The sequence below is a fragment of the Aeromonas molluscorum 848 genome (assembly GCF_000388115.1).
Classification (GTDB): domain Bacteria; phylum Pseudomonadota; class Gammaproteobacteria; order Enterobacterales; family Aeromonadaceae; genus Aeromonas; species Aeromonas molluscorum.
Genome location: NZ_AQGQ01000006.1, coordinates 1 through 24,521, shown reverse-complemented (window position 1 = coordinate 24,521; position 24,521 = coordinate 1). Strand labels below are relative to the sequence as shown.

The 24,521-nt window shown below is 59.7% G+C and carries 24 protein-coding genes; 9 read left to right on the top strand and 15 right to left on the bottom strand.

Features of this window, described 5'->3' with window-relative positions:
* Positions 1-98: 98 nt before the first annotated feature.
* Positions 99-1,472: a dGTPase gene (dgt, locus tag G113_RS02325; RefSeq protein WP_005892504.1), complete on the bottom strand. Its 1,374-nt coding sequence runs from the start codon at positions 1,470-1,472 to the stop codon at positions 99-101.
* A gap of 5 nt (positions 1,473-1,477) precedes the next feature.
* The gene (gene arcB, locus G113_RS02320; RefSeq protein WP_005892502.1) at positions 1,478-3,793 is read right to left on the bottom strand and encodes an aerobic respiration two-component sensor histidine kinase ArcB; all 2,316 of its coding nucleotides are present in this window, start codon (positions 3,791-3,793) and stop codon (positions 1,478-1,480) included.
* Positions 3,794-4,114: 321 nt separating this feature from the next.
* On the opposite strand from arcB, the gene G113_RS02315 reads away from it, so the two are divergent.
* Positions 4,115-5,101, top strand: a complete 987-nt coding sequence (locus G113_RS02315) for a DUF2860 family protein (RefSeq protein ID WP_005892499.1) — start codon at positions 4,115-4,117, stop codon at positions 5,099-5,101.
* 97 nt (positions 5,102-5,198) lie between these two features.
* Here G113_RS02315 and G113_RS02310 read toward each other — a convergent pair whose 3' ends face one another.
* The 7 genes from G113_RS02310 to G113_RS02290 all read right to left on the bottom strand — a co-directional run bounded on the left by G113_RS02310 (position 5,199) and on the right by G113_RS02290 (position 8,857).
* A complete protein-coding gene (locus tag G113_RS02310; RefSeq protein WP_005892496.1) occupies positions 5,199-5,903 on the bottom strand; it encodes a DUF3334 family protein in 705 nt (234 codons plus the stop codon).
* Between the two features lie 99 nt (positions 5,904-6,002).
* Positions 6,003-6,440, bottom strand: a complete 438-nt coding sequence (locus G113_RS02305) for an HIT domain-containing protein (protein WP_040318841.1) — start codon at positions 6,438-6,440, stop codon at positions 6,003-6,005.
* Between the two features lie 106 nt (positions 6,441-6,546).
* Positions 6,547-7,194, bottom strand: coding sequence for a DUF2057 domain-containing protein (locus tag G113_RS02300; protein ID WP_005892491.1), 648 nt, complete (start codon positions 7,192-7,194; stop codon positions 6,547-6,549).
* A 104-nt stretch (positions 7,195-7,298) separates the two neighbouring features.
* On the bottom strand, positions 7,299-7,418 hold the full coding sequence (locus tag G113_RS22120) for an MliC family protein (protein WP_005892489.1): 120 nt from the start codon (positions 7,416-7,418) through the stop codon (positions 7,299-7,301).
* A gap of 54 nt (positions 7,419-7,472) precedes the next feature.
* Positions 7,473-7,664: a lysozyme inhibitor LprI family protein gene (locus tag G113_RS22115; RefSeq protein ID WP_236611700.1), complete on the bottom strand. Its 192-nt coding sequence runs from the start codon at positions 7,662-7,664 to the stop codon at positions 7,473-7,475.
* Positions 7,665-7,675: 11 nt separating this feature from the next.
* Positions 7,676-7,891, bottom strand: coding sequence for a lysozyme inhibitor LprI family protein (locus G113_RS22110; protein ID WP_236611699.1), 216 nt, complete (start codon positions 7,889-7,891; stop codon positions 7,676-7,678).
* Between the two features lie 66 nt (positions 7,892-7,957).
* Positions 7,958-8,857: a LysR family transcriptional regulator gene (locus G113_RS02290; protein WP_040318836.1), complete on the bottom strand. Its 900-nt coding sequence runs from the start codon at positions 8,855-8,857 to the stop codon at positions 7,958-7,960.
* Between the two features lie 99 nt (positions 8,858-8,956).
* Here G113_RS02290 and G113_RS02285 point away from each other — a divergent pair, with 99 nt between their 5' ends.
* Positions 8,957-9,559, top strand: coding sequence for a short chain dehydrogenase (locus tag G113_RS02285; RefSeq protein WP_005892485.1), 603 nt, complete (start codon positions 8,957-8,959; stop codon positions 9,557-9,559).
* A gap of 131 nt (positions 9,560-9,690) precedes the next feature.
* Here the strand turns inward: G113_RS02285 and G113_RS02280 are convergent, their stop codons facing one another.
* The 3 genes from G113_RS02280 to dapA form a co-directional block, all read right to left on the bottom strand.
* On the bottom strand, positions 9,691-10,794 hold the full coding sequence (locus tag G113_RS02280) for a phosphoribosylaminoimidazolesuccinocarboxamide synthase (protein ID WP_005892483.1): 1,104 nt from the start codon (positions 10,792-10,794) through the stop codon (positions 9,691-9,693).
* A 145-nt stretch (positions 10,795-10,939) separates the two neighbouring features.
* A complete protein-coding gene (gene bamC, locus G113_RS02275) occupies positions 10,940-12,064 on the bottom strand; it encodes an outer membrane protein assembly factor BamC (RefSeq protein ID WP_152435924.1) in 1,125 nt (374 codons plus the stop codon).
* Positions 12,057-12,944 (bottom strand): 4-hydroxy-tetrahydrodipicolinate synthase, encoded by an 888-nt coding sequence (gene dapA / locus G113_RS02270; protein ID WP_005892480.1) that lies wholly within the window; start codon positions 12,942-12,944, stop codon positions 12,057-12,059. The genes bamC and dapA overlap by 8 nt, the downstream gene beginning before the upstream one ends.
* A 191-nt stretch (positions 12,945-13,135) precedes the next feature.
* Between dapA and G113_RS02265 the strand changes: the two genes are divergently transcribed.
* From G113_RS02265 to G113_RS02255, 3 genes are all read left to right on the top strand, one after another.
* The gene (locus G113_RS02265) at positions 13,136-13,669 is read left to right on the top strand and encodes a glycine cleavage system protein R (RefSeq protein WP_005892478.1); all 534 of its coding nucleotides are present in this window, start codon (positions 13,136-13,138) and stop codon (positions 13,667-13,669) included.
* 61 nt (positions 13,670-13,730) lie between these two features.
* Entirely contained in the window at positions 13,731-14,195 is a 465-nt protein-coding gene (bcp, locus tag G113_RS02260; RefSeq protein WP_040318840.1) for a thioredoxin-dependent thiol peroxidase, read from the top strand.
* A gap of 288 nt (positions 14,196-14,483) precedes the next feature.
* Positions 14,484-14,984, top strand: coding sequence for a YfbU family protein (locus tag G113_RS02255; protein ID WP_005892474.1), 501 nt, complete (start codon positions 14,484-14,486; stop codon positions 14,982-14,984).
* Positions 14,985-15,054: 70 nt separating this feature from the next.
* On the opposite strand, the gene yfbV is transcribed toward G113_RS02255, so the two are convergent.
* Entirely contained in the window at positions 15,055-15,495 is a 441-nt protein-coding gene (gene yfbV / locus G113_RS02250; protein ID WP_040318835.1) for a terminus macrodomain insulation protein YfbV, read from the bottom strand.
* Between the two features lie 304 nt (positions 15,496-15,799).
* On the opposite strand from yfbV, the gene G113_RS02245 reads away from it, so the two are divergent.
* The 3 genes from G113_RS02245 (at position 15,800) to G113_RS02235 (ending at position 20,566) form a co-directional block, all read left to right on the top strand.
* Positions 15,800-17,002, top strand: a complete 1,203-nt coding sequence (locus G113_RS02245; protein ID WP_005892470.1) for an acetate kinase — start codon at positions 15,800-15,802, stop codon at positions 17,000-17,002.
* A gap of 70 nt (positions 17,003-17,072) precedes the next feature.
* On the top strand, positions 17,073-19,232 hold the full coding sequence (gene pta, locus G113_RS02240) for a phosphate acetyltransferase (protein ID WP_005892468.1): 2,160 nt from the start codon (positions 17,073-17,075) through the stop codon (positions 19,230-19,232).
* 419 nt (positions 19,233-19,651) lie between these two features.
* On the top strand, positions 19,652-20,566 hold the full coding sequence (locus G113_RS02235) for a TIGR01777 family oxidoreductase (RefSeq protein WP_005892467.1): 915 nt from the start codon (positions 19,652-19,654) through the stop codon (positions 20,564-20,566).
* Positions 20,567-20,660: 94 nt separating this feature from the next.
* Here the strand turns inward: G113_RS02235 and G113_RS02230 are convergent, their stop codons facing one another.
* Positions 20,661-23,099, bottom strand: coding sequence for an ABC transporter permease (locus G113_RS02230; protein WP_040318834.1), 2,439 nt, complete (start codon positions 23,097-23,099; stop codon positions 20,661-20,663).
* 91 nt (positions 23,100-23,190) lie between these two features.
* The gene (locus tag G113_RS02225; RefSeq protein WP_005892465.1) at positions 23,191-23,922 is read right to left on the bottom strand and encodes an ABC transporter ATP-binding protein; all 732 of its coding nucleotides are present in this window, start codon (positions 23,920-23,922) and stop codon (positions 23,191-23,193) included.
* On the opposite strand from G113_RS02225, the gene G113_RS02220 reads away from it, so the two are divergent.
* Positions 23,921-24,521: arylesterase (locus G113_RS02220; RefSeq protein ID WP_005892463.1), on the top strand; the 601-nt coding region annotated here is incomplete at its 3' end. The two genes, G113_RS02225 and G113_RS02220, sit on opposite strands and share 2 nt — an antisense overlap.

Here is a 24,521-nt window from a genome sequence, read left to right as displayed (position 1 = left end):
GTGTAAAAAAGCAGCGGATTCAATTCAACTATCCCCCTTGCTCTCACCCCCATCTGGGGAGGGTGACCACTTCAGCCTGTCACTGCGGGATAACCACTTCAGATACCGGAGAGCAGCCGGTACTCCTCCAGCACATAGGTATCCGTCATGCCGCTGACGTAATCGAGCAGCAGCCGCATCCGGTAGTACCACTCCTGCTCGGTGCGGCGCTGAAAGCGGGTGTCCGGGTGCGCCACCGCCAGGCGGTATGCCTTGAGATGACGCGCCGACAAGCGGTGGAACAGGCGGCGGGCGAAGAAGAGTTCGGCTCCCCCCACCCCTGCCAGCAAGCGTTCAAACTGGGGCTCGGGCAGGGCCAGCAAGCAGGAGTAGGTCGACAACACACCGCGCAGGGCGGCGTAGCCTTCGAGCTCCAGCGCTTCCACCTCCGGGCGCATGAAGACCTGTTCACGGGCCACTTGTTTCAGGGTCTCGAGCACCCGCGCCGCCGGGGCCTGACCACTGAGTAGCGCATGGGGATAACTGCCGCAGAGAATGGCATCATGCTCGGCCAGATAGGTCTGCGCCGCCAGGGCCACCAGATCATCGGTCAGTCGCTGCCTAAAGTGGGGGAAGAATCCCTCGGGAGCCTGCCGGGACGCATGCAACAGGGCCTGCATATAGTCTCCCTCATCCGCCCGGGCCAACGCGCGCCTCAGCTCGCTCTGACTGAGAATGCGTCTATCCACCGCATCTTCGAGATCTGCGATGCAATAGGAGATGTCATCCGCCGCCTCCATGATGTAGACCAACGGATGGCGGCAACCAGGCGCCAACCCCAGGCTCAGACTCAGCTGTGCATAGAGGGGTTGTTCACTGAAGAAGATGCCACGCTTGGTCGCCCAGCCGTGGTGCTGGGCGAGCCCCCCGGCGTGGCTGAGCTGCTCCGGATACTTGCACAAGGCCGCCAGCTGGCCCAGGGTCAGGTTGAGTTCATGCAGGCTGTGCACCAGACGCAGGCTCTGGGCATTGCCATCAAAGCCGAGCAGATCCGCTCGCAATAGCGGCCACTGCTCGCTCCCCTGCCCCACGGCGGCAGCAAACAGCGGATCGAGCTGTTCGCCGAGCCACTGCCCCATCACCTGCTCGCCAAAATGGCCAAATGGCGGGTTGCCCACGTCATGGAGCAGGCAGGCCATCTCCACCAGATTGATAAAAGACCAGGGACAGACGGCATCAGGGGGCAGTGCCCCTAAAATCTGGCGGCTGATCTGACGGCCCGTCTCCTGCACCTCCAGGGAGTGAGTCAATCGGCTACGCACCGATGCCTTAACGTCAAGAGGGAATACTTGAGTCTTCTGCTGCAAGCGGCGCACCGGCGCCGCCTGCACGATGCGAGCCCGGTCAAACTCGGTCGCCGCCAGCAGGCTCTCCTCCCCCTGGGGCAAAACACGGGGGTGGATGCGCAGGGCCGGGATCAGGGTCTGGTACATGGGATTCACTCCTGCAACCAAGTGCGTAGTCGGGCTATGTCGCCGGGATAGGCACGGCGCAGCGATTCAATCCAGTCTTCCACATTCTCCCACCAGGCGGGCTGATCCGGAGTCTGAATGAGCTGGGCCAGTTGTTGCAGGCGGCGCAGGCCGATTGAGCCAGCAGCCCCCTTGATCTTGTGAGCCTCTTCCACCACCCCCGCCTGATCCCTGGCAATCATGTTGGAATCGAGCACCGCCATGTAATCGGGCATCATCTTCTCGAACAAGTCCACGCTCGACAGCAGAACAGGCTTGCCGACGGTGTCGGCGTAGTCAGTCAAAAAGCCCAGATCCAACAAGTCGTTCTGCTGCATCTGCTCGCTGGCGGCCTCGTCCTCCTCATCGGCAAGATCGGCAAACAGGTGAGCGATGACGGCTCGCACCGCCTGGGAACGCAGGGGCTTGTTGATCACATCCTGCATGCCGCGCTCGAGATAATACTGACGATCGCCGGTGACATTGGCGGTCAAGGCCACCATCGGGGGCAGGCTGTCGCCATACTGGCTCAACAGAATGCTGGCGACATCGAACCCCGTCATGTCCGGCAGCTGGATATCGAGCAGGATCAAATCGAAATCATCCGGGTTGGCCATGGCGATGGCCTCACTGCCGGTACGGGCCACCTTGACCTCATGCCCCAGTTTACCGAGCAGGGCGCAGGCAACAGTAACATTGAGCTCGACATCCTCCACCAGCAGTATGTCGAGGGTGAGACCACTGTCGGGCGACTCGGGTTCGCTCACCGGCTCGACGCAGGCGACCTCCAGCTCGGCGGTGAAGCAGGAGCCCTCCCCGACATCGCTGTCCACATAGAGCTGGCCCCCCATGGACTGCACCAGCTGGCGGGAGACGGCCAGGCCAATCCCCGTGCCGGTGGCATGTTTCTGCCCCTCCACCTGATAGTACATGGCGAAGATCTTCTCCTGCTGGGGACGGGGAATGCCGATGCCGGTATCTTCCACCTCGAAGTGCAGTGCCAGCTTGCCCGGGGCTTCGGCCTCATGGGCGAGACAGCGAATGGTGACGCCGCCCTCATCGGTGAACTTGACCGCATTGCCGACCAGATTCCACAACACCTGACGCAAGCGGGTACCATCGGCCATGACGAACTGCGGCATGTCGCCATCCCGGTCAAAATGGAGATAGAGCCCCTTCTGCTCTGCCTGGATGCGTGACAGCGTCTCCAGCTCATCGAGGAAGGCGGGCAGATCGATGGGCGTCGGCACTATCTCCAGCCGGCGTCGATCGAGTTTGTCGAGATCGATGATGTCGTTGAAGATGTTGCCAAGCGTCACCGCGCTCAGGTGAATGGTATTGAGCTGCTGGTGCTGGGCGGGGGAGAGCGGCGTGTCCATCAGCATGCGGCTCAGACCCACTATGCCATTGAGAGGGGTGCGCAATTCGTGGCTGATGGTGGCGATGAAGGTGGTCTTGTCACGACTCGCCTTCTCCAGCTTGTCCTGATACTGCTTGCGCTCCGTGATGTCGCGGCCAAAACCGAGCAGGCCGAGCCGCTTGCCGAAGCGGTCGAAGAAAGGCACCTTGCGCAGTTCGAAATAAGCCTTGCGACCATCGGGATACTCGAGCCACTGCTCATAGGTCATGGGCTCATTGGTGGCGAACACCTGCCGGTCGGTCTCCACCACTTTATTGGCAATATCCAGCTTGTAGACATCAAAGGGCGTCAGGCCGATCAGCTCAGCCTCTACCCGGCCGGTGAGCTGCTCCATGGCGGTGTTGCAACCGGAGAACTGCTCGTCTTCGTTGCGGTAATAGACGAGATCAGGGGAGCAGTCGATGAAGGATCGCAGCAGGGCGGTGCGCTCCCCCAGGTGCAGCTGGGCCTTCTCCCGCTGAAACACCTCATTCTCCAGATCTTCGATGGCCTGCTGACGCAGGGTCTCGGCCCTGTTGGTCTCGGCTATCTGGACGTTGAGACGACTGATGTTCTCCTGCAGCTGGCTGTTGAGTTCGAGGTCGCGCTCGCGCATCTCTTGCAGCTTGCGCACCATGCGGCTCAGCCTTTGCCGGGAGTCCTCGAGCTGATCCACCACGATGGAAAGGAAGTATACGGCCCAGGGAGTGACCAGCAGACCGAAGAAGACGGATCGCACCAGATCGACCACGTCGATGGTGCCGCGCAGAAAGAGGGTAACCCCCATCTGGATGGACACCGCCAGCACTATGATAGCCGCCGCCAGGAACATGCTAAATCGCACCAGCCCCAGCTTGGTCATCAGATCCACATAATACTGGGCCCAGGATTTAATCTGCTTCATCTCGTTGTTTTCTCCCCGTTATTCGCTTTCCAGAATACCAGCCTCAACGCAGGAACGCTTGCCCTCCCTCGCGAGGATTGCGCCTCGCCCCTCGCCTTTGTGAGCCAAGCCCCACTGGCGTCAAGCCAGGGTTCTGCTCTTGGTCAGCGCGCTTAGCAACCCCGGGCCCGGTTCCCGCAGCGTCACCTGACAAACAACTCAGTAAAATGCGAAGCCATGCCTTGGCCAAAACAGCCGCCATTGGCGCAGACAGCAGGCCATCACCGCTCTATAATGCCAGCCGCTTATAGGTTTGAAATGTTCTCGTTTGAGGAGTTAGAAATGCACAAGAGTCTGTTGCTCGGACTGGGCTTGTTGGCCGCAGGTCCCCTTCATGCGGAGATCATCGAGATCCCGGCCCAGTCCGGTTTCTCAGGCTTCCTGCTCGGTGGCATCAACGCCAGCAGCTACGAATCCAACTTCTACAAGGGACATGACAGTCATGACCGCATCGACAATCTGGGCTCGGCCGAGCGCTCCGATGGCCTGACGCCCCTGATCAATGCGGATCTGCGTTACACCTTCGCAGATACCCGCACCCAGCTGTTCTTGGGCAACCTTATCCAGGATGCGGTGCGTTTTGACTTCACCCAGCAGTTAGGGGTACGCCAGCAGATAGGTGACAAGGGCATCATCGCCGGCTCTTACGTGTTCAGTGCCCTGCCCACCGAACAGTGGCAAGATCCCTTCGCCACCGGGGTAGACAGAGAGACCACGGATCGCAGCTCCCGTGGCATGCGTCTGAGCTGGGACAAGATCTGGGGCTCGAATTTCAACGGCAAGGCAACGGTGCGCAAGATTGATATCGACAACGAACACAGCGGCGAACGTTATGGCCACGATGTCGCCCACCAGCTGGATCGCAACGGCCATGAATATGCGTTCGAACTCGGTTATCTGTGGCGCTTTGCCCCGGGTCAGCTGCTTGAGCCTGCCCTGGTCTACAAGCAGGCGGATCTCGATGGCCGCGCCGAGAGCTATGACAGCACGGGGGTGCAGCTGAGCTACGGCGTCAAGGGCAGCCAATGGTCCCTGGTCAGCAACCTCTATCTCGGCCAGCGCGACTACGATGCCGTCCAGCCCATCTTTGGCAAACGCGCCGATGCCAAAGAGTTCGCCCTCGGTGGCTCCTTCTTCTGGCACCAGCTGTTCGGGGTCGCCCCCCTGTCCGGGGTGGTGAGCGCCAGCTACGCCAAGGCCGACTCGGACATCAGCTTCTACGACGCTAACGCCAGCTCCCTGAGCGCCGGTCTGCTCTACAACTTCTGAGCGCTGGCGTCATAACAAGAAGGCCACCCCAGGGTGGCCTTCTTGCATTAGACATGAACCTGCCGCTCATGCTGGCGAGTCGTCGCAGACCCGGAACTCAGAGACCGAGGGAGTCGAGCAGATCGTCATGATCGTTGGCCGTTGCGGCCTTGGGTACGGCGCTCGGCGGCGCCACCTGGCCCTGCTTGGTGAGGGCAATCAGCTCGTCCGGGCTCAACTCTTCCTGATCCCGTCCCTCGTTGTGCAGACGAATGAACTCCGCCTTGTCCATGGCCAGCTCCAGATAGAAGATGTTGTTGCGGGCCGTGAAGAAGGTGACCCGGCGCGATTCCGGGTTGTCCAGGTTGGTATCGACGCTCAGCATGACCTGCTTGTTGAGGGCCAGCATCTTGGGTTGGTTCTGGGTGATGTGCGTCTCCAAATCGCGGCCCACCTTGTGGGTGAAGTTGCCGACAATCTGGTTCATCAATTCGCCCATCACGTTGCTCACCTCATCCGAGGTGTGGGAGATGGCGAGATCCTCCCTGGAGAGGCCCATGCTCAGCATGTAACTCTCGTACAGTTCCATGGCCGCGGCGGCAGAGAAGTTGATCACCACCAGGCCGGAGAAGCCACCATCGAACAGCACGAAGCAGCCGATGTCGGGCTTGAGGCAAGTTTTGCTGATTTTCTGCACCATGCCGGAGAAGCGCACCTGACTCTGGCTGGCCGCACTCAGCACCTTGGTGACCGAGTTGCACAGGCTCAGTAGTACATCTTCCGTGGTCAACACGGTATCGTCATCGGCTCTCGTTACTATCATGGTATCTTCCTGAACGGCGAAAAATGGGCTTATCTATAGCACAACTCGGCTGCACGAACTGCTCCTTGCCATCAAGCTGGGAGCCAGCACCCTCTTGTGTCACTCATCAGCATTGGCCGGGATGAAATTGGCGAGGGTGGCGAGCTGCATCTGCCATGTATCGGCCTCGCGGGCCAAAACTTGTGGTTCATAGGCGATGACGGGGTGCGCCCCCCAAATCGGACCTGGCCAGGCCTTGTCGCCGCTGAAACGTGCCACATGATGCAGATGCAGCTGGGGAACCAGATTGCCAAGGGCCGCCACATTGATCTTGTCAGGGTTGAGGCTCTGCTCCATCAAGGCCGCGACGGCGCAGGACTCCAGCATCAGCTGCTGTTGCTGCCCGGTCGTCAGATGATGGATTTCCCGCAATCCCGCCACCTTGGGCACCAGTATCAGCCAGGGGTATTGACTCTCCTTGGCGAGCAAGACACGGCACAGGGGCAAATCGCCGAGCACCAGGGTATCGGCGGCCAGACGGGGATGCAGTTCGAACATGAAAACCTCGACGCGATGAAGGGGCACTGGAATGTGCCCACCTTACTGCAAGCGCTTCGGCAAGGAAAGCGGGAGACCCGCGATGGCAAGCGCAGTCACTTGACTGCTAGAGCTGGGGCACGGCCCAGCCGATGAAGCGCTTGCGCAGCGCCGGATCTGCCTGCAAGAACAGCTGTTGCAACTGGGCTTCCAGACCGGTGGCACCCTGGGACTGAGGTTTTCCTGCCTGCTCGCCTCCCGCGGCCAGGGCCGGAATAACCAGTGCCAGCGCCGCAGCGCCGCCATCACGGTTGTAATCTGCCAAACGTTCGGACCAATCGATGCCCAGTTGCAGACCCTTGCTGGCCAGCTCATCCTGAGTAAAGGCGACTGGCTGGCCTTGGCCATCACGCAGATCGAGCGTTGGCTCCTTGGCAAAAGCGGCCATCTGCTCACCGCTGTTCAGCCCAGCGGCTGCGACCTCGGGGAGAAGCAACAGCTGACCGCTGTGGAGTTCGATCCGCACCACCTGCGGCTGCGAAATATGATGGGTGTCGTTGTCGCTGCTGGTGCGACTCTCTTCCACGCCGTCATAGCGAACCAGCAGCTGGGCGACGCCCTCCTTCACTGTGGCGCTGTGCTCATCCAGGAGCTTGCCCTCTTGCACCGCCAGCAGCTGAAACGGCGCGGGTACCGATACCTTGACCTCGGCCAGCGCGGCCGCACTCCATGACCCTGCGCCCAATAACAGGGCAAGGCCCCATGCTCTTTTCATCTCGTCATCCATTATCTGTTGCACTCATGGCCCGCTACCTTAGCAAGCCTTTGTGACAAGCAGATAACAGCCCCAAGGCGGGACGCAATGTCCGGGGATCGCGGCTATTTGCGCACAGTGCAGCGGATGTCCTCTTCGCCATAGCGACTCAGGACTCCCTCATCCCCCTTGTTCCAGAAGCTCAGATCCTGCCCCTCATACCTGGCGCCACTGCCACTGCTCACCCCATAGGTCAGCAGAGGGGGATTGGCATCTTGGTTGATGACAGCACTTGGCAGTTAGGTGTCGGCGTAGAAGTAGGCACTCACCTGGACAGTACCGCACTGATAGATGACGGGGGATGGCACCATCATCTGACCCCCTTTTATCTGCAGCTCGGTGATGCGTTGCTGGTAGTTGGTCAGTACGCATTGACGAAGATCATCGGCCTTCCAGCACTCGTTGCGCCCCTTGATCCAGCCCCGCTGCATCGATTTTCCCGCTACTTGTCCTCTGCCGCCATGTCGGCCAGCGCCTTTGAGTAGACCTTGGCCAGCGTGTTGTCGAGGGCCATGAGCCCCGCATCCTGACAGATCAGGGCTTCGACCTTGCCATTGGCTTTGCGGCAATCAAATGAGGGGGCAGCCATTGCCTGTGGACTGGCCAGCAAAACGGCCACCGCCAGCACCTGCTTCATGCCATGTTTCTCTCTGTTCATCTTTCATCTCCCCGCACCGAGTGCGTAGAGCTTATGTCCCTTTTTGCCGCCCGACCTTGCGCGCCCTCAAACCAGATAGTGAGGGCGCTCATAAAACCACGCCTGCAGCAGTTGCTTGAACAGCTTGATCTTGCGCGGCACCCTCCGCTGCTGGGCATGGACTATATGGACGGGATGCAACGCGCTTTGCCATTCTGGCAACAAAAGTTGCAACTGACCTCGAACCAACAGAGGCTCGACCAGCATCAACGGGCATTTGGCAAGCCCCATGTCGGCCACTGCCAGTTGCAGCAAGGTGCTGTAGTGATTAGCGCGAACCCGGCCCTGCACCAATATGCTGACCTCCTCTCCTTCCCTGTTGAAATGCCACTGCTCCCAGGCCGGATTGTGATCCTGAAGCAAACAGGAGTGAGCTGCGAGCTCATAGGGGGTCGCGGGCAGACCATTGGCCGCCACCCAGGCCGGGCTCGCCACCACCACATCCCTGAGTCGCCCCAGAGAGAGGGCGACCAGATTGTCCGGTATCCGCTCCATGGCTCTCAGGGCGATGTCATGCTCCCCCTGACTCATGTCGAGAGCAGCATTGGTGAAATTAAACTCGACCGTCACCCCGGGACAGATTGCGCTGAAACGCTCAAGCAACTCGGCCGCCATCCTGTCTCCAGTGCTGACCGGACACGTGAAGCGCAGCCGACCACTGTCCTCTTCAGTCAACGCCTGTATGTCCTGCTGGGCCTGTTGGGCCAGGGCAAAGATCTGACCAGCCTGCTGATAAAGAGTCTTGCCTGCCTCGGTCAGACTGAGCCTGCGGGTGGTGCGTTGCAGCAACTGGGCATTGAGGGCGGCTTCCAGGGCACTGACATGGCGACTCAGCATACCTTTGCTCACCCCGAGCGTGTCGGCGGCGGCCGAGAAACTGCCTCTCAACACCACCTGATAGAAGCTCGACAAGTGACCTATATCCACGGTAATTAGCTCCAAAATGGCAACAGTGAGTTTATTTTAAGCGCTTTTTCTTCTTTTTTGACGCGCTAATATCAACACATCCCAATCAGGAGTGCAGCCATGAAAATTGTGATTGTCGGTGCCAGTGGCACAATAGGTTCCGCCGTCAGCAACCTGCTGGCAAATCAGCACGAAATTGTCCGGGTCGGTCACAGCCAGGGAGATGCCTTGGTCGATATGACGGATGGTGCCTCCATTGATGCCCTGTTCGAGGGTATAGGCCCCTTTGACGCCCTGGTGGTTGCCAGCGGCAATGTCGCCTTCGCCCCTTTGACTGAACTGAGCGATGAGCAGTGGCAACTCGGCCTGGAGAGCAAGCTCATGGGTCAGATCAAACTGACTCGCGCCGCCGTTCCCTATCTGAACGAAGGGGGCTCAGTCACCCTTATCAGCGGCATATTGAGCGAAGAGCCCATCTACTGGGGGGTCAGCGCCACCACCATCAACGGCGCCGTAGAACATTTCGTCAAGGCCGCTGCCTGCGAACTGCCCAAGGGGCTGCGTATCAACGTGGTGAGCCCGACCGTGTTGACCGAGTCGATGGATAAATACTCAGCCTTCTTCCCCGGCTTCGAGCCAGTGCCGGCCGCCCGAGTGGCTCTGGCCTATCAGAAATCCGTGCTTGGGGTGCAGACCGGCCAGGTGTTCAGGGTCAATGGTTGATACCTGCGACCTCGCTGCCAAGCCAGATCAGCATAAAAAGCGGGCCCCGAAAGGGGGCCCGTTCATTTATCAGCTGACTGCTTTCATCGCCAGCAAACGTTTGTTTTGCGGCGATAAAAAAGCGGAGGATCTTAATCGATCAGGCCGTACTGCTCACGCAGCACTTCGATGATTTCCTGCTTCGGATGAGCGGAGCGCACCAGCTTGTGGCCGATGATCTTCTCGGCGATGCCTACATAGGTGTTGGAGATATCCATCATCACCTCGGTGGGCAACTTGTTGTCCCGAGCCAAGGCAAAACGTTCCGGCATGCGGTGCTTGTTGAGCAGTATATCCGGATCCGGGAAATGATTGAGCAGCCACTGACGGAAACCCTCTTTGGATTTCTCGATGATCTCACCTTCGCGCAGGGCCGGGCCGTCCCAGATACGGGAGCTGTCCGGGGTACCCACTTCATCCATATAGATGAGCTTCTCGCGGCCGGCAGCATCATGGACGTAGCCAAACTCGAACTTGGTGTCGACGAAGATCTGATCCAGCGCGGCCAGGGCATCGCTGATGACATTGAAACCTTCCTTGAGCAGCACTTCGTAGCGATCGATGTCATCCAGGCTGCTGAAGTTGAAGCCCTGATAGTGGCGCTCGATGTCGGCACGGGAGACATTGACGTCATCGGCCTCGGGCACCCCTTCCAGACCGGTCAGCACACCCTTGGTGGAAGGAGTGATCAGGGTCTCGGGCAGCTTCTGATCCTTTTGCAGACCTTCTGGCAGTGTGATACCGCAGAATTCACGCTCGCCATTCTTGTAGGCACGCCACATGGAGCCGGTGATGTACTGGCGGGCAATGGCCTCAATCATCACGGGACGGGCTTTTTGCACTATCCATACGAACGGATGGGGAATATCCAGGATGTGGCTGTCGGCCAGTCCCTTCTCCTTGAACAGCTTGAACCAATGGCTGGAGATGGCGTTGAGCGCCGCCCCCTTGCCGGGCACACCGTTCAGCCCGTCCACCCCCTGCCAGATGCAATCGAAGGCAGAGATACGGTCACTGATCACCATGATGGCAAGGGGCGCATCGGCCGGCACATCATAGCCTTTCTCTCTGATGAGCCGGGCACTGTCTGCCGGGGTTAACCAGTAGACGCTGCGCACTTTGCCGGAATGGACAGGTTTATCGGTACGGATCGGCAAATCGTCATTCACCGCCAATACTTGATCTGCAAGACTCATGGCTTTTAACACTTCCTGTTGTGGGACTAATAAAACAAGAGCACCAAGCCCCTGTTTGTGGGGTTACTGCAATCAAACAAGCGTGCTATCCCCCTTATTTTCAAGGGGTATTGCATAACAAAACAGGGGCACTAGGCCCCTGTTTCTATTCTGCTGTTGCTGCTTTATCGGCCTGGGCCTTGGCGAATGCCTCGGACAGGCTGATATACATCTGGGAAATGGCCCCGGACGACACAGGCTTCTTGTCCTTGTCGAACAGCGTGATGGAGGTCTTGCCCCCCGCCATCTCACCGAGCTGGAAGCGGTATTTATCCTCCTCCAGCTTGAAGGGTTCACTCCCCTTGGCTTTCCAGAAGTCGCTGCCCGGATCCTCATACTCGACGTCGATCCAGCCCAGGGACTGCTGGGTATCCTTAATGATGAAACCGTAGCCAGGCAGGATCTGGTTGAGGCGACGCCACACCTGATCGAAGGATCCATCGGCAATCCAGGCACTCAAATCGTTATTGTCCAGACCGAGCTGCAACGTCATGCCATCGCTGGATTTGTGCTGCTCGCGCGCCTTGAGCTCTTTATCGTAATAGAGGGAGAACTGGTTCAGGGCCCGGGTCGCGTAGCGCTTGGCCTCGGTTGGCGTCAGGCTGGTACTGGTCTCGCCGTCGAGGGTCTCTTCATGATCGATGACCTTCGCCGACATGTTGACCGCATGGCGCTGGACATCATTTTTCAGGACGAACTGGTAGCGCTGGCGGATCTGGTAATCGTCATCTTCTTCACCCCAGCCATCGAGCGCCAAGGTGTTATCGAACCAGCCGGTCTCCAACACACCGGCCTGACGATCCAGCTTCTCGGTCGTGACTTTGTGCTTGGCCAGGAAGTTCATCAGGAAGGTCCAGGCATCATTCTGAATGTCCTGGCTGGTGCTCAGGGCATAGAAAGAGACAGTGGGGTCAGTCGCATTGGCCACCACCTGGCTACCCGGTACCACAGTCAACAACTGGGCGGGGGGACGTACGTCCACATTGGCGCCAATGGCGCCCTCGCGGCTGCTCTCGGGCAGGGCGGGAATATTGAAATCGCTGTTAAAGGCGGGGGTCTGCAACCCGGCAGGTATCAGGAAAGCGCGGCCTTCCAGGCGGGCTTCCTCATACTCAAAACCACGGTTGGCCATCTTGCGTTCTGCCGGTGAGCTGCAACCGGCCAGTACGGCCAGGGTCACCACACTCATCACCAGACGCACTGCACTTCCCTTTCCGTTTGTTTTAAACACTCGCCATCAACTCCGCAGTCGTCAGAGCCTGCGTCATCACCTGTTCTCCCTCGGGGGTGAGGTCGGTCAGCGGCAGACGCAGGGTCGCCGTCGCTATCAATCCCAATCGGGCACAGGCCCACTTGACGGGGATAGGACTCGGCTCGCAGAACAGAGTCCGATGCAACGGCATCAATCGATTGTTGATGTCGTGGGCCAGACCGGCATTACCAGTCAGGGCAGCACGACACATGTCGGCCATCTGGGCCGCTGCAATATTGGTGGTGACGGAGATCACCCCATCGCCCCCTTGCAGCATAAAATCACATCCAGTCGCATCATCGCCACTGTAGAGAAGGAAATCGGATCCACACAGCTCGCGCAGCAGTGGCGTACGCGTCAGATCGCCGGTTGCCTCTTTCAAGCCTATGATCCCCGGCACCTTGGCCAGCCGAGCAACTGTCTCGGGTTTGAGATCGCAACAAGTACGTCCCGGCACATTATAAAGAATTTGAGGCAGACCACTAGCCTCGACGATCGCACAATAGTGACGATAGAGACCTTCCTGGGTCGGTTTATTGTAGTAAGGGGTGACGGAGAGACCCGCGACCACGCCAGTTTGGGCAAGACGCCGAGACAGTGCGGTGGCGTGAGCCGTGCTGTTGGAGCCACAACCGGCGATGACAGGAATGCGTCCGCCAGCTAGGGCCACGGTCCTTTCCACAACGGCGATATGCTCCTGCTCACTCAGGGTAACCGACTCCCCCGTGGTGCCGACCGAGACGATGGCCGAGGTCCCGGCGGCCACATGGTACTCGACAAGGCGGGCCAGACTGGCCCAGTCAACTTCACCTGAAGCCAGCATTGGGGTGACAAGAGCGACAAGACTACCGCGTAACATGGATATTTCTCCCGATTTTCAGGGGCGTAATGGTAAAGCTGCCCCCTTTGAAAAACAAGGGAGGCGGGTGGCAAGCCGTGTTACCATCCGCCACAAAACGGCGCTATGTCCCACAGTGGAATGTCCCAGAGTGGACCCAGGCTCATCCGAGCCGGTCTGCGCCAGAGAAATGAATGGACGAGAGAGGACTTATGACGCATTACCTGGTCGTAACGGCCATCGGCACGGACAGGCCTGGCATAGTAAACGAAGTGACTCGCCACGTGAGTGGCTGTGGCTGCAATATTGTCGACAGTCGTCTTGGCATCTTCGGTAACGAATTTACCTTCATCATGCTGCTGTCCGGTGACTGGAACAGCCTGATGCAGCTCGAAATCAGCCTGCCTCTGCGCAGTCAGGAGTGGGATCTCATCACCATGATGAAGCGCACCGAGCGCCACCACTCCCTGCAATACGACATCAATGCCAGTGCCGAGATCTTGATCCGGGACGAGCCGGGCATCGTCAGTCAGTGCACCCAGTTCTTCATTGATCACGGCTGGGACATCCAGGCCATGCAGACCGAGACCCGGGAGCAGCAGCCTTACAACCGTTTCAAGGCCGCCTTTCAACTCAATCTGACCCGCGCAGGTGAAGTCACCGACTCTGAGGCCGCCTTCTCGGCCTTCTGTCAGAACCTGGGCGCCGAGTCGTTCGAATTCATCATTCACCGCAAGCATACCTGAGGTGGGATCCCCCACCGACTGCCTGCGTCACCAAGGAGCAAAGATGTCCGCCATTGACCCCATCAACCCCTTGTCAGCCGGTGCCATTGCACCCGATTTCACCCTGCCGGATCAAGATGGCCAGCCTCTGTGCCTGAGCGATCTGCGCGGCAAAAAGGTGCTGGTCTACTTCTATCCCAAGGCGATGACCCCAGGCTGTACCACTCAGGCCTGCGGCCTGCGCGACGTCAATGCCGAGCTGGCCGCCCTCAATGTGGTGGTGCTCGCTATCAGCCCGGATGCCAGCACACGCCTCAAAAAATTCGCACAGCGCGACAACCTCAACTTCCGCCTGCTCAGCGACGAAGACCATGCGGTGGCGGATGCCTTCGGGGTCTGGGGTCCGAAGAAATTCATGGGCAAGGAGTATGACGGCATCCATCGCCTGAGCTTCCTCATCGACGAAGAGGGCAAGATTGTCCACCGCTTCGACAAGTTCAAGACCAGCAACCACCACCAGGTGGTACTGGACTACGTCAAGGGCTAACCCCCCCAGCACAGGGGCAGCCCGGGCACCATGGCTGGGGTGAGACGGATAACACAATAAAGAGGGCCCCCGGGCCCTCTTTATTGTTTGCCTTGTGACTTGCAGTACTGTCGCACTTTTTATTGATACGCCACGTCGGCTCAACTCAACTCAACTCAACTCAACTCAACTCAACTCACCAGCCTCCCTGCCTGGGTTTTTGACGACAACTCCCCTTCGAGATCAAAAAATTCATCTGATATCTGGGTTAACTTGGTGCCAGTTTCATTTTTGCAGCGAGAAAGCCCCATGAACATGAGCCACACCGAACGCCTGATCCTCAGCAACCAGTATGAGATCCTGGCCAAGCTCAACCCCGAGCAAGCCGCCCAGTATCAGCGGGCCAGTACCATCATCGAAAAGGGCTACTGTCTGCAGATCCTGGCGCTGGAGAAGGATTTTGGACACCTAGACCTTGCCACCTGCCAGGAAGTGCTCGATACCCTGGAACTGCACCACGCATTGGCCATCTCCTGGGGGAATCTGGACCCGGCCAATCAGGGGGAGATAGCGGCCAGCCGCCTGCGCTTCAATGGCTACAGCCGCAGCCAGGAGGCAGCCCTGGCAGACTATGTCTGTTTCCTGCTCGAGGTGGACAAGCGCTTCCCCGAACTGGACTGCCCCTGCGATGAGCTCTCAAGCGACATCGCCATGCGCGAGAAATACCAGCGGATGCTGGCCCTCTGGCGTCAGTGCCCCCGCCAGTACAAGCTCTCCATTCAGGAGATCCGCAACATACTGGCAGCCTAAAGGCGCTGCGGATGCAAAACCAGGCCAATAAAAAAGGCGCCCCAAGGCGCCTTGATGAATCGAGTTGGCCTCATTCATAGAGGAAGGATTTGTCCAACTGCTTGAAGGCCGCGTTCAGGGTATCGGCCAGCTCTTCATAGCGAGGCTGGGCCACCAGCTGACGGCGGCCACCCTGTTCATTCATCTTGCCGTTGATCTCCCGGTACCAACTGGCCAGAGACGGTGGCAGGCGGGTGGCGGCACGCTGGCCGAGCCAGTAATAGCCTTGCAGCGGCAGGCTGAGCAGGAAGAGCACGCTGGTGATCACCGAGGGCCAATAGTAATCCTGGCCAAACTGGAACTGCAGCATGATGCTGAGCACCGCCAAGGCCGGGATCACCTTGAGGGCAAACTCGGTGGCGCGGATCACCCGGTTTTCAGGAAACAACGGATTGAGCTCGGGACGGCGCGGCCAAATCGTCATATAATGTCGGCCTTGCTGTAACTTAGTTCCAAAAGAATTCGTGCTCATATTACCTCCGAGCTAATTTTGAACGTATTAACGGCAAAACCGCGTAAAAATTTGATGGAACATAGCAAAGGTTTAGGATGACTTTGTTATTTTTCAACAATGAGGTTATCCTTTGTCCGCCTATTTTTACCGCCGGTGGCCCCTTCGGGACCCCATCGGAAGGCGTCAGGATTTCGGGTCTTGTATCACTATACAAGGGGCAAGCAACAGATTGCCAACCCTCATAAGGATAAGTTGAAGATGTTGGACGCCCTTGCGTCCGTGCAGTCCTCCTACACAACCCAATCTGCGATAGGATTTATTCATGAGTAAGCTGGTTCTTGTACTTAACTGTGGTAGCTCTTCCCTGAAGTTTGCCGTGATCGATGCCACCACAGGCGACGACCTGCTGTCCGGCCTGGCCGAATGCTTCGGTCTCGACGATGCCCGCATCAAGTGGAAACTCAACGGTGAGAAGGGCAGTGCCGATCTGGGCGCTGGTGCCGCTCACCAGGAAGCGCTGGACTACATCGTCAACAAGATCCTGCCGCTCAATCCGGAACTGTCCCAGAATCTGATCGCCATCGGTCACCGTGTGGTACATGGCGGTGAGCAATTCACCTCCTCCGTGCGCATCTGCAAAGCCGTGATCGCCGGTATCGAAGCCGCCATTCCTTACGCGCCGCTGCACAACCCGGCTCACCTGATCGGCATCCGTGCCGCGCTGAAGGTGTTCCCTGAGCTGGCCGAGAAGAACGTGGCCGTATTCGATACCGCCTTCCACCAGACCATGCCGGAAGAAGCCTTCCTGTACGCCCTGCCGTACAAACTCTACAAAGAGAACGGCATCCGTCGCTACGGCGCCCACGGCACCAGCCACTACTACATCAGCCTGGAAGCCGCCAAGCAGCTGAACAAGCCGGTGTCCGAGCTGAACATCATCAACTGCCACCTGGGCAACGGCGGCTCCGTCTGCGCCATCAAGAATGGCCAGTCTGTCGATACCTCCATGGGGCTGACCCCGCTGGAAGGCCTGGTGATGGGAACCCGTTCCGGTGATCTGGACCCGGCCATCATCTTCTTCCTGCACGACAAACTGGGCATGAGCGTAGCGGATATCAACACCATGCTGACCAAGGAATCCGGCCTGCTGGGTCTGACCGAAGTCACCTCCGACTGCCGTTTCGTTGAAGACAACTACGACAGCAAGGAAGAAGCCAAGCGCGCCATGGACGTTTACTGCTACCGCCTGGCCAAGTACATCGGCGCTTATGCCGCCGCCATGGACGGTCGTCTGGATGCCGTGGTCTTCACCGGTGGCATCGGCGAGAACTCCGCCCCGATCCGTGAAATCACCCTGAACAAACTGGGCCTGCTGGGCTTTGACGTCGACAGCGAAGCCAACCTGGCTGCTCGTTTCGGCAAGGGTGGCGAGATCACCAAGGCTGGTTCCACCAAGGCCCTGGTTATCCCGACCAACGAAGAGTGGGTCATCGCCCACGACGCGCTGGAACTGGTCGGCGCATAATTTAGCTGTAGAGCAAGGCCGCCTCAGGGCGGCCTTTTCCTGATCCCAAAAAATGAACAAGGGGTAATAAGTGGCACGCACTATTATGCTCATCCCGGTCGGCACTGGTGTCGGCGTAACCTCCGTGAGTCTTGGCGTCGTTCGCGCCATGGAACGTCACGGTGTCAATGTCAGCTTCTTCAAACCGGTTGCCCAGCCGCGTCCGGGCGAGATAGGAGCCGAGCGCTCCACCGCCGTGATCCGCGCAGCTGCCAACATCAACCCGCCCGAGCCGTTCGACCTCTCCTACGCCGAGAACATGATCACCACCAGCAACACTGACATCCTGCTGGAAGAGATTGTTGCGCGCTTCGAAGGGCACGTAAAGGCCAGTGGCGCCGAAGTGGTGGTGGTCGAGGGCATGGTGCCCACCGACAAGCAACCCTTCGCCAACAAGCTGAACTATGACGTGGCCAAGGCGCTGGACGCCGACATGGTGTTCGTCACCCACCCGGGTCACGATTCCAGCCAGAAGCTCAAAGAGCGTATCGAGCTGGCCTGCTCCAACTTCGGTGGTGTCAACAACCCCCGTATCGTGGGCTGCGTGATCAACAAAGTTGGCGCACCGGTTGACGAACACGGCGTGACCCGCCCCGATCTCACCGAGATGTTCGAGGCGCATCACCACACCTCCGACACCGCCCACAACCTGGAAGTGCTGCAGGTGTTCGGCAAGAGCCCGCTGCGCATCCTCGGCTGCATCCCCTGGAACACCCAGCTGATCGCCCCCCGCGCCAAGGATCTCTCCAAGCACCTGGCCGCCAAGATCCTGCACAAGGGTGAGCTCGACAGCCGCCGCCTGCAGACCGTGACCTTCTGTGCCCGCTCCATCCACAACATGGTTGAGCACTTCCGTCCGGGTAGCCTGCTGGTCGCCTCCGGCGATCGCTCCGACGTCATCGTCTCCGCCTGTCTGGCCGCCATGAATGGCGTCAAGCTCGGTGCCCTGCTGCTGACCGGCAACTATCACCCGGAGCCGCAAGTGATGGCCCTGTGCCAACAGGCCATGGCCACCGGCTTGCCGATCATGATCACCGGCACCAACACCTGGCAGACCGCGGTCAGCCTGCAGAACTTCAACGTCGATATTCCGGAAGATGACCGCGAGCGGATCGAGCTGGTGCAGGACTATGTGGCTGGCCACATCGACAAGCACTGGATAGAGTCCCTCTCTGCCAAATCCACCCGCTCCCGTCGTCTGAGCCCGCCGGCATTCCGTTATCAGCTGACCGAATTGGCCCGTCAGGCCAACAAGCGTGTCGTGCTGCCAGAAGGCGAAGAGCCGCGCACCATCAAGGCTGCCGCTATCTGTGCCGAGCGTGGCATCGCCCGCCCGGTACTGCTGGGCAACCGGGAAGAGATCCGCCGTGTCGCCGAACAGCAGGGCGTGGTGCTGACCGATCGCGTCGAGATCATCGATCCGCTGGAAGTGCGCGAGCGTTATGTGCCGCGTCTGGTCGAGCTGCGCAAGAACAAGGGCATGACCGAAGTGGTCGCCCGCGAGCAGCTCGAAGACAACGTGGTGCTGGGCACCATGATGCTGGAGCGTGGCGAAGTGGACGGTCTGGTCTCCGGCGCCGTGCACACCACCGCCAACACCATTCGTCCGCCGATGCAGATCATCAAGACTGCCCCAGGTTCGTCGCTCATCTCCTCCATCTTCTTCATGCTGCTGCCTGATCAAGTGCTGGTATACGGTGACTGCGCCATCAACCCGGATCCAAGCGCCGAACAGCTGGCCGAGATCGCCATCCAGTCCGCAGACTCCGCTGCCGCCTTCGGCATCGAGCCGCGCGTCGCCATGATCTCCTACTCCACCGGTACCTCCGGCGCCGGCGCCGATGTAGAGAAAGTGCGTGAAGCGACTCAACTGGCCAAGGCCAAACGCCCCGACCTCATCATCGACGGTCCGCTGCAATATGATGCGGCCATCATGGAGAACGTGGCCAAGTCCAAGGCACCGAACTCACCGGTAGCAGGTAAAGCCACCGTGTTCGTGTTCCCTGACTTGAACACCGGCAACACCACCTACAAGGCGGTACAGCGCTCCGCTGAACTGGTCTCCATCGGCCCCATGCTGCAAGGCATGCGCAAGCCGGTCAACGACCTGTCCCGTGGCGCCCTGGTTGACGACATCGTCTATACCATCGCCCTGACCGGTATTCAGGCAGCCCAGGCCGAGGCCGAGTAATAGCCCCGCCGTGCAACCTTGTGAAAAACCCGCCTCTCGGCGGGTTTTTTTGTGGCTGGCGGGGATTATGTTGATCCCACAGATCAAAAGCGGATCCTGGCAGATCTCGTCCTGCGACCTGAAACCTTCGCCGATATTGGCACAGCGCCTGAGCGAACACTCACACTCACCCCAGAGGATTGCGCAATTGCACCCCAGCCGAGATCATAATGAAATACTCCTTTAAGATCAGCTAACTAACGCTAGACACACCGCTAATCTACAGACTTTTCCACAGCTTTTGTGGATAGTTTCTGGATCATTTGAAAGAAAACAACAGATACAGATGGTGCCACCGGGAGTACCCTGTCTCACGCTCATGGCTTGTTCATCGCCTGCCGACTCACTAGAGTAGAGCCAGAAAGAGAGGGGAAGACGAGATGAAGATACTGATCACAGGGGGGACAGGTTTTATCGGCCGCAAGTTAGTCGCCCACCTTAAAGTACAGCATCAGGTGGTCGTATTGAGCCGCCAGGGTAGCCATGCGTATCACCTGCTCGGTCACGATGTGCAGGTGATTGATTCTCTGGACAGACTCGACCATCTCAACGACATCGATGTGGTGATCAATCTCGCGGGTGAACCCATAGCCCAAGGACGCTGGAACCCGGCCCGCAAGCAGCAGCTGTGCGATAGCCGCTGGCTGCTGACCGAGCAGCTGGTTGACCTCATCAAGCTCTCCATCACGCCCCCCAAGGCATTGCTCAGTGCGTCTGCCATCGGCTGGTACGGCCGCCAGGATGACAAACCCCTGGATGAGGAGTGCGATCATCCCAGTCTCGAGTTCACTCATCAGCTCTGCAATCGGTGGGAGTCCCTGGCCCTGGCGGCCAGCAGCGAACAGACCCGGGTCTGCATACTGCGCATCGGGTTGGTGCTGGGGCTCGATGGCGGTGCGCTGCCTAAGATGCTGCCACCCTACAGGGTCGGTCTCGGCGGCCCCATGGGTGAGGGCCGGCAGGTGGTCTCCTGGATCCACATTCAGGATCTGGTGCGCGCCTGGCTCTATCTGCTCGAACATGACGATTGCCAGGGTATCTACAACGGCACGGCACCGACCCCGGTCAACAACAGAGAATTTAGCCAGCAGTTGGCCAAGTCATTGAAGCGTCCCCATCTGATGCGCATTCCCGCCTGGGCTCTGCAGCTCATGATGGGCGAGGCCGCCGATCTGCTGCTCACCGGGCAAAGAGTCGTGCCGAAGCGGCTGCAGGACGCAGGCTTCCATTTCAGCTTCCCGGCTCTGCCCCAGGCGCTCAGCAATCTGCTTGACCGTCCCCCATCCAATCAATAACCAGATATGCCTAACAGAAAAAAACGCTTCACCCCCAAAGGGTGAAGCGTTTCGCTTTTATCGCCAAGGCGGAAGCTGCAACATGGACTCAGCCTTACAGCAGCCCCTGACCCAGACCTCGTAGTCGATCGCTCAGGGTGCCGGCCAACAACTGGCGCTGCATCCCCTGCCCGGCCAGGGTGACCAACACGGCCCCCAGCATCGGCAAGCCCAGCCAGATGAACCAGTGGAACTGCCACTGCCCTTCGAACCAGAGCAGTTGCAGACCCAGGCTCGCTATCTCCACCACGGCCGCCCCGCACAGTCCCGCCAGCAGGCCAGTCGCGACCAGCTCCCAACGCAACATGCGTTGCAGCAACTCGCTGCTCGCGCCCAGGGTGCGCATCAGCAAGAGCTCACGGCGTCGACTCGCCATGCTGGCCTGGGTCTGGGTCAGCAGCACCAGCAGGGCCGCCACCGTCACCAGTCCCAACATCAAGGCCAGGGCCCGGCTCACCTGCTGGGAGACCTGAGTCAGCCGTTCAATGAGATCATCCACATCGATGAGGGAGACGGTGGGGTACTGACGAATAAGCGCCACTTCGGCTCCCTTGCCACTGGTTGGCAGCCGGTAGCTACCAAGCCAGGTCGGCGAGAAGTCGGCCAGCAGATCCGGCGAGAAGATCATGTAGAAGTTGGGGCGCATATTGTCCCACTTGATATGACGCAGACTGGTGACACTCGCCTCGAACTCCCGCCCCTCTATGCTAAAGCCCAGCTTGTCACCCAGCTTGATGCCCAGTCGCCCGGCCACCTCGTCATCCACAGAGACCTCGCCCTTGCCACTGAGCCAACGCCCCTGGGTAATGCGGTTGTCGGCGGGCAACTGTACCGTGCTGGTGAAGTTGAGTTCCCGGTCTATCCCCTCCCGGCCATTGGGCCCTATGGTATCGCCGGCAATACTGATCAAGCGGCCACGCACCATGGGATAGAAGTCCGAGGTAACGGCCCCCGCTTCGCCAAGGGCTGCCAATATGGGAATGCGCTCATCGCTGCTGATGTTGACCAAGAAGCGATTGGGCGCATCTGCGGGCAAGCGGGTAGAGAACTCGTCGAGCAGATCGACCCGGGCCGCCCACAGCAGACCAAACAGCATGAGCGCCAGGGCGAAACCCGCCAGTTGGAACAGGCCGGCGCCCCGCTCCCGGGAGAGATGAGCCAGGGCCAGACGCAGGGCATGGGGGCCCTTGAGGCGGCCACCGAGCTTGAGCAAGCCCGCCGCCATAACGGCCAGCAGCACCATCAGCAGGCCCATGCCCGCGACCAGCCCCAGGGACAACCAGAGCTCGGCGGTGAATCCCCACACCAGGGCGAACAGACCGAGCAGGCCCACCGGCAGCGCCAGCCAGGGCGGCACACCGGCGCTCAGCTCCCGGCGCAAGACCCGCAGCGGGGGCACCTTGAGCAGACGCAGGAAGGGGATGAAGGCGAGCAACAGAGTGATGAAGAGCGCCACGGCCACCCCAAGGGCGAACGGACGCCAGGAGGGCGGTGGCAGGTCGGCTGGCAAGAGACCACCGAGCAGATGCAGGGTGAGCCACTGCATGGCGCTGCCGGCCACCAGACCAAGCAGCGCGCCAACCAAGGTGAGGCAGAGCAGCAAGGTGCCCATCAGGCGCCACAGCGTTCCCCTCGACGCTCCTAGCGTCTTGAGCAGGGCCACCATGCTGGTCTGGCGCTCTGCAAAATGCCGCACGGCGATGCCCATGGCCAAGGCACCGAGCAACACCCGTGCCAGAGACGCGAGCCGGAAGAAACGCTCGGCGTTGGCCAGGGAACGCCCCACCTGGGAACCCTTGTCATCCGGGGTAACCCACTTCTGCCCCGACACCAGCTTGGGTTTTATCCAGCCTTCGAAGCGGGCTATGTCGGCCCTCGCTCCTTGAAACAGGTAGCGCCACTGCTGGCGGCTGCCCGGCAACAAGGCCCCGGTTGCGGCTATGTCATCACTGTGGATCAAGGCGCGCGGCGCAAGCAGAAAGGGGCTGAAACCCTGATCCGGTTCGCGGCCCAGCAGGCCAGCTACCTTGAGATGGGTATTGCCCACCTCAAGCTCCTCACCCACCTTGACGTCCAGCAGTTGCATCAACCGCGCCGACAGCCAGATCTCCCCCGGCTTTGGTGCCCGCTGGGGAGTCAGCTCCAGAGTGCCGTAGAAGGGGAAACCATTTGGCACGGCGCGAATAGAGGTGAGCTGAAAAGCATCACCATGAAACAGCATGCTGTTGAAGCTGACGGTGGCTTGCACCGCCACCTTGTCCTGCTGCGCCCTGGCCAGCAGCTCGGGCTCCAGGGCACGACTCGTCCCCAGGGCTCTGTCCGCGGCGATAAAGTCACGACCCGACGCCTTGAGGCCTGCATCCAGCCGATCGGCGACCAGAGCCACACTCAGCACACAGGCGACGCAGAGCGCCAGTGCCAGCACGAACCAGCGTAACTCGCCACTGGCGCCTTCCCGGCGCAGCAGACGCAGCGCCAATCGAACATGCATCATTGCGGCTCCCTCACAAGCTGGCGCTCATGCCAGCCGATTAAATGGCTCATTCCTGCTCCCTATCGACATAAAACCGGGTCCCGGGGCTGCGTCAGACGCTCAGGGCGCCACTCTCATCGCGACCATCGGCGCTGGCTTCACCGTGCTGACCGCCTTGCAAGCGGCCGCTGGCCATGGTCAGTTGACGCTGGCAACGCTGAGCCAGTGCCAAATCATGAGTCACCACCACCAGGGTGGTGCCATGGGTACGATTGAGTTCGAACAGCAACTCTATGACGGTATCCCCCGTCTTGCTGTCGAGGTTGCCGGTCGGCTCGTCAGCCAGCAGCAGACTTGGCCTGGTCATGAAGGCACGCGCGATGGCGACCCGCTGCTGTTCACCACCAGAGAGCCGGGGTGGCAAGTGATCCAGCCTGTCTTTCAGGCCGACTGCGGCCAGCAGCTCGCGAGCCCTGGGTTCGCAGTCGCGCTCGCCGCGCAACTCGGCTGGCAGCATGACGTTTTCCAGCGCGCTCAGGGTGGGCAACAGCAGGAAGGATTGAAATACGAAGCCGATGTGATCGGATCGCAAGCGGGCGCGGCCCTCTTCATCCAGCTCACCGAGGGAGTGACCTTGAATGCGGATCTCGCCGCTGGTCGGCAGATCCAACCCGGCCAGCAGGCCAAGCAGGGTCGACTTGCCCGAACCTGAGGCACCGACCAGGGCCAGCGTCTCCCCCGCCTTGACTTGCAGCGAGATCCCCTCAAGGATGGTCAGATTGTCACTGCCAAGGCGCACCGACTTGCCGAGGTTGCTAATCGAAATGATGGGAGTTGAAGTCATGGCGCGTATCCTGTTCGCCTTAATGTGGGTGATGGCCTGTGGCCAGTTGCAGGCACAGACACTGTTGGTACTGGGCGACAGCCTGAGTGCCGGTTATCAGATGCAGGCCGAGCAGAGCTGGCCTGCCCTGCTCGATCGGCAGTGGCAGCAAGCCGGTGGCCAGCACCAATTGGTCAACGCCAGCATCAGCGGCGAAACCACGCAAGGAGCCCTGACCAGACTGCCTGTCTTGCTCAAGCAGCACAAGCCGGACTGGTTGCTGATCGAGCTGGGGGGGAACGATGGCCTGCGCGGTTTCCCACCGGCCATCACTCGCCAGAATCTGGCGAAGATGCTGACCATGGCAAAACAGCAGGGGATCCACACCATTTTGACCCAGATCCAGCTCCCCCCCAACTACGGAGCACGCTACCTGCGTCAGTTCGAGCAGATCTTCCCGGATCTCGCCAGCGAGAACGGGCGGCCACTGCTGCCCTTCTTCCTCGATGATATTGCCACTCGCCCTGAACTCATGCTGAATGATGGCATCCACCCCAAGGCCGAGGCGCAGCCCCTCATTCGCGACAAGGTTGCTCGTTTTGTCGAGCCCTTGTTGGCCC

Bases quoted from the DNA above. Each gene is read 5' to 3' on its own strand.
- dgt (WP_005892504.1), bottom strand. From the start codon at position 1,472: ATGTACCAGACCCTGATCCCGGCCCTGCGCATCCACCCCCGTGTTTTG.
- arcB (WP_005892502.1), bottom strand. From the start codon at position 3,793: ATGAAGCAGATTAAATCCTGGGCCCAGTATTATGTGGATCTGATGACC.
- G113_RS02315 (WP_005892499.1), top strand. From the start codon at position 4,115: ATGCACAAGAGTCTGTTGCTCGGACTGGGCTTGTTGGCCGCAGGTCCC.
- G113_RS02310 (WP_005892496.1), bottom strand. From the start codon at position 5,903: ATGATAGTAACGAGAGCCGATGACGATACCGTGTTGACCACGGAAGAT.
- G113_RS02305 (WP_040318841.1), bottom strand. From the start codon at position 6,440: ATGTTCGAACTGCATCCCCGTCTGGCCGCCGATACCCTGGTGCTCGGC.
- G113_RS02300 (WP_005892491.1), bottom strand. From the start codon at position 7,194: ATGAAAAGAGCATGGGGCCTTGCCCTGTTATTGGGCGCAGGGTCATGG.
- G113_RS22115 (WP_236611700.1), bottom strand. From the start codon at position 7,664: ATGCAGCGGGGCTGGATCAAGGGGCGCAACGAGTGCTGGAAGGCCGAT.
- G113_RS22110 (WP_236611699.1), bottom strand. From the start codon at position 7,891: ATGAACAGAGAGAAACATGGCATGAAGCAGGTGCTGGCGGTGGCCGTT.
- G113_RS02285 (WP_005892485.1), top strand. From the start codon at position 8,957: ATGAAAATTGTGATTGTCGGTGCCAGTGGCACAATAGGTTCCGCCGTC.
- G113_RS02280 (WP_005892483.1), bottom strand. From the start codon at position 10,794: ATGAGTCTTGCAGATCAAGTATTGGCGGTGAATGACGATTTGCCGATC.
- dapA (WP_005892480.1), bottom strand. From the start codon at position 12,944: ATGTTACGCGGTAGTCTTGTCGCTCTTGTCACCCCAATGCTGGCTTCA.
- G113_RS02265 (WP_005892478.1), top strand. From the start codon at position 13,136: ATGACGCATTACCTGGTCGTAACGGCCATCGGCACGGACAGGCCTGGC.
- G113_RS02255 (WP_005892474.1), top strand. From the start codon at position 14,484: ATGAACATGAGCCACACCGAACGCCTGATCCTCAGCAACCAGTATGAG.
- yfbV (WP_040318835.1), bottom strand. From the start codon at position 15,495: ATGAGCACGAATTCTTTTGGAACTAAGTTACAGCAAGGCCGACATTAT.
- G113_RS02245 (WP_005892470.1), top strand. From the start codon at position 15,800: ATGAGTAAGCTGGTTCTTGTACTTAACTGTGGTAGCTCTTCCCTGAAG.
- G113_RS02235 (WP_005892467.1), top strand. From the start codon at position 19,652: ATGAAGATACTGATCACAGGGGGGACAGGTTTTATCGGCCGCAAGTTA.
- G113_RS02230 (WP_040318834.1), bottom strand. From the start codon at position 23,099: ATGATGCATGTTCGATTGGCGCTGCGTCTGCTGCGCCGGGAAGGCGCC.
- G113_RS02225 (WP_005892465.1), bottom strand. From the start codon at position 23,922: ATGACTTCAACTCCCATCATTTCGATTAGCAACCTCGGCAAGTCGGTG.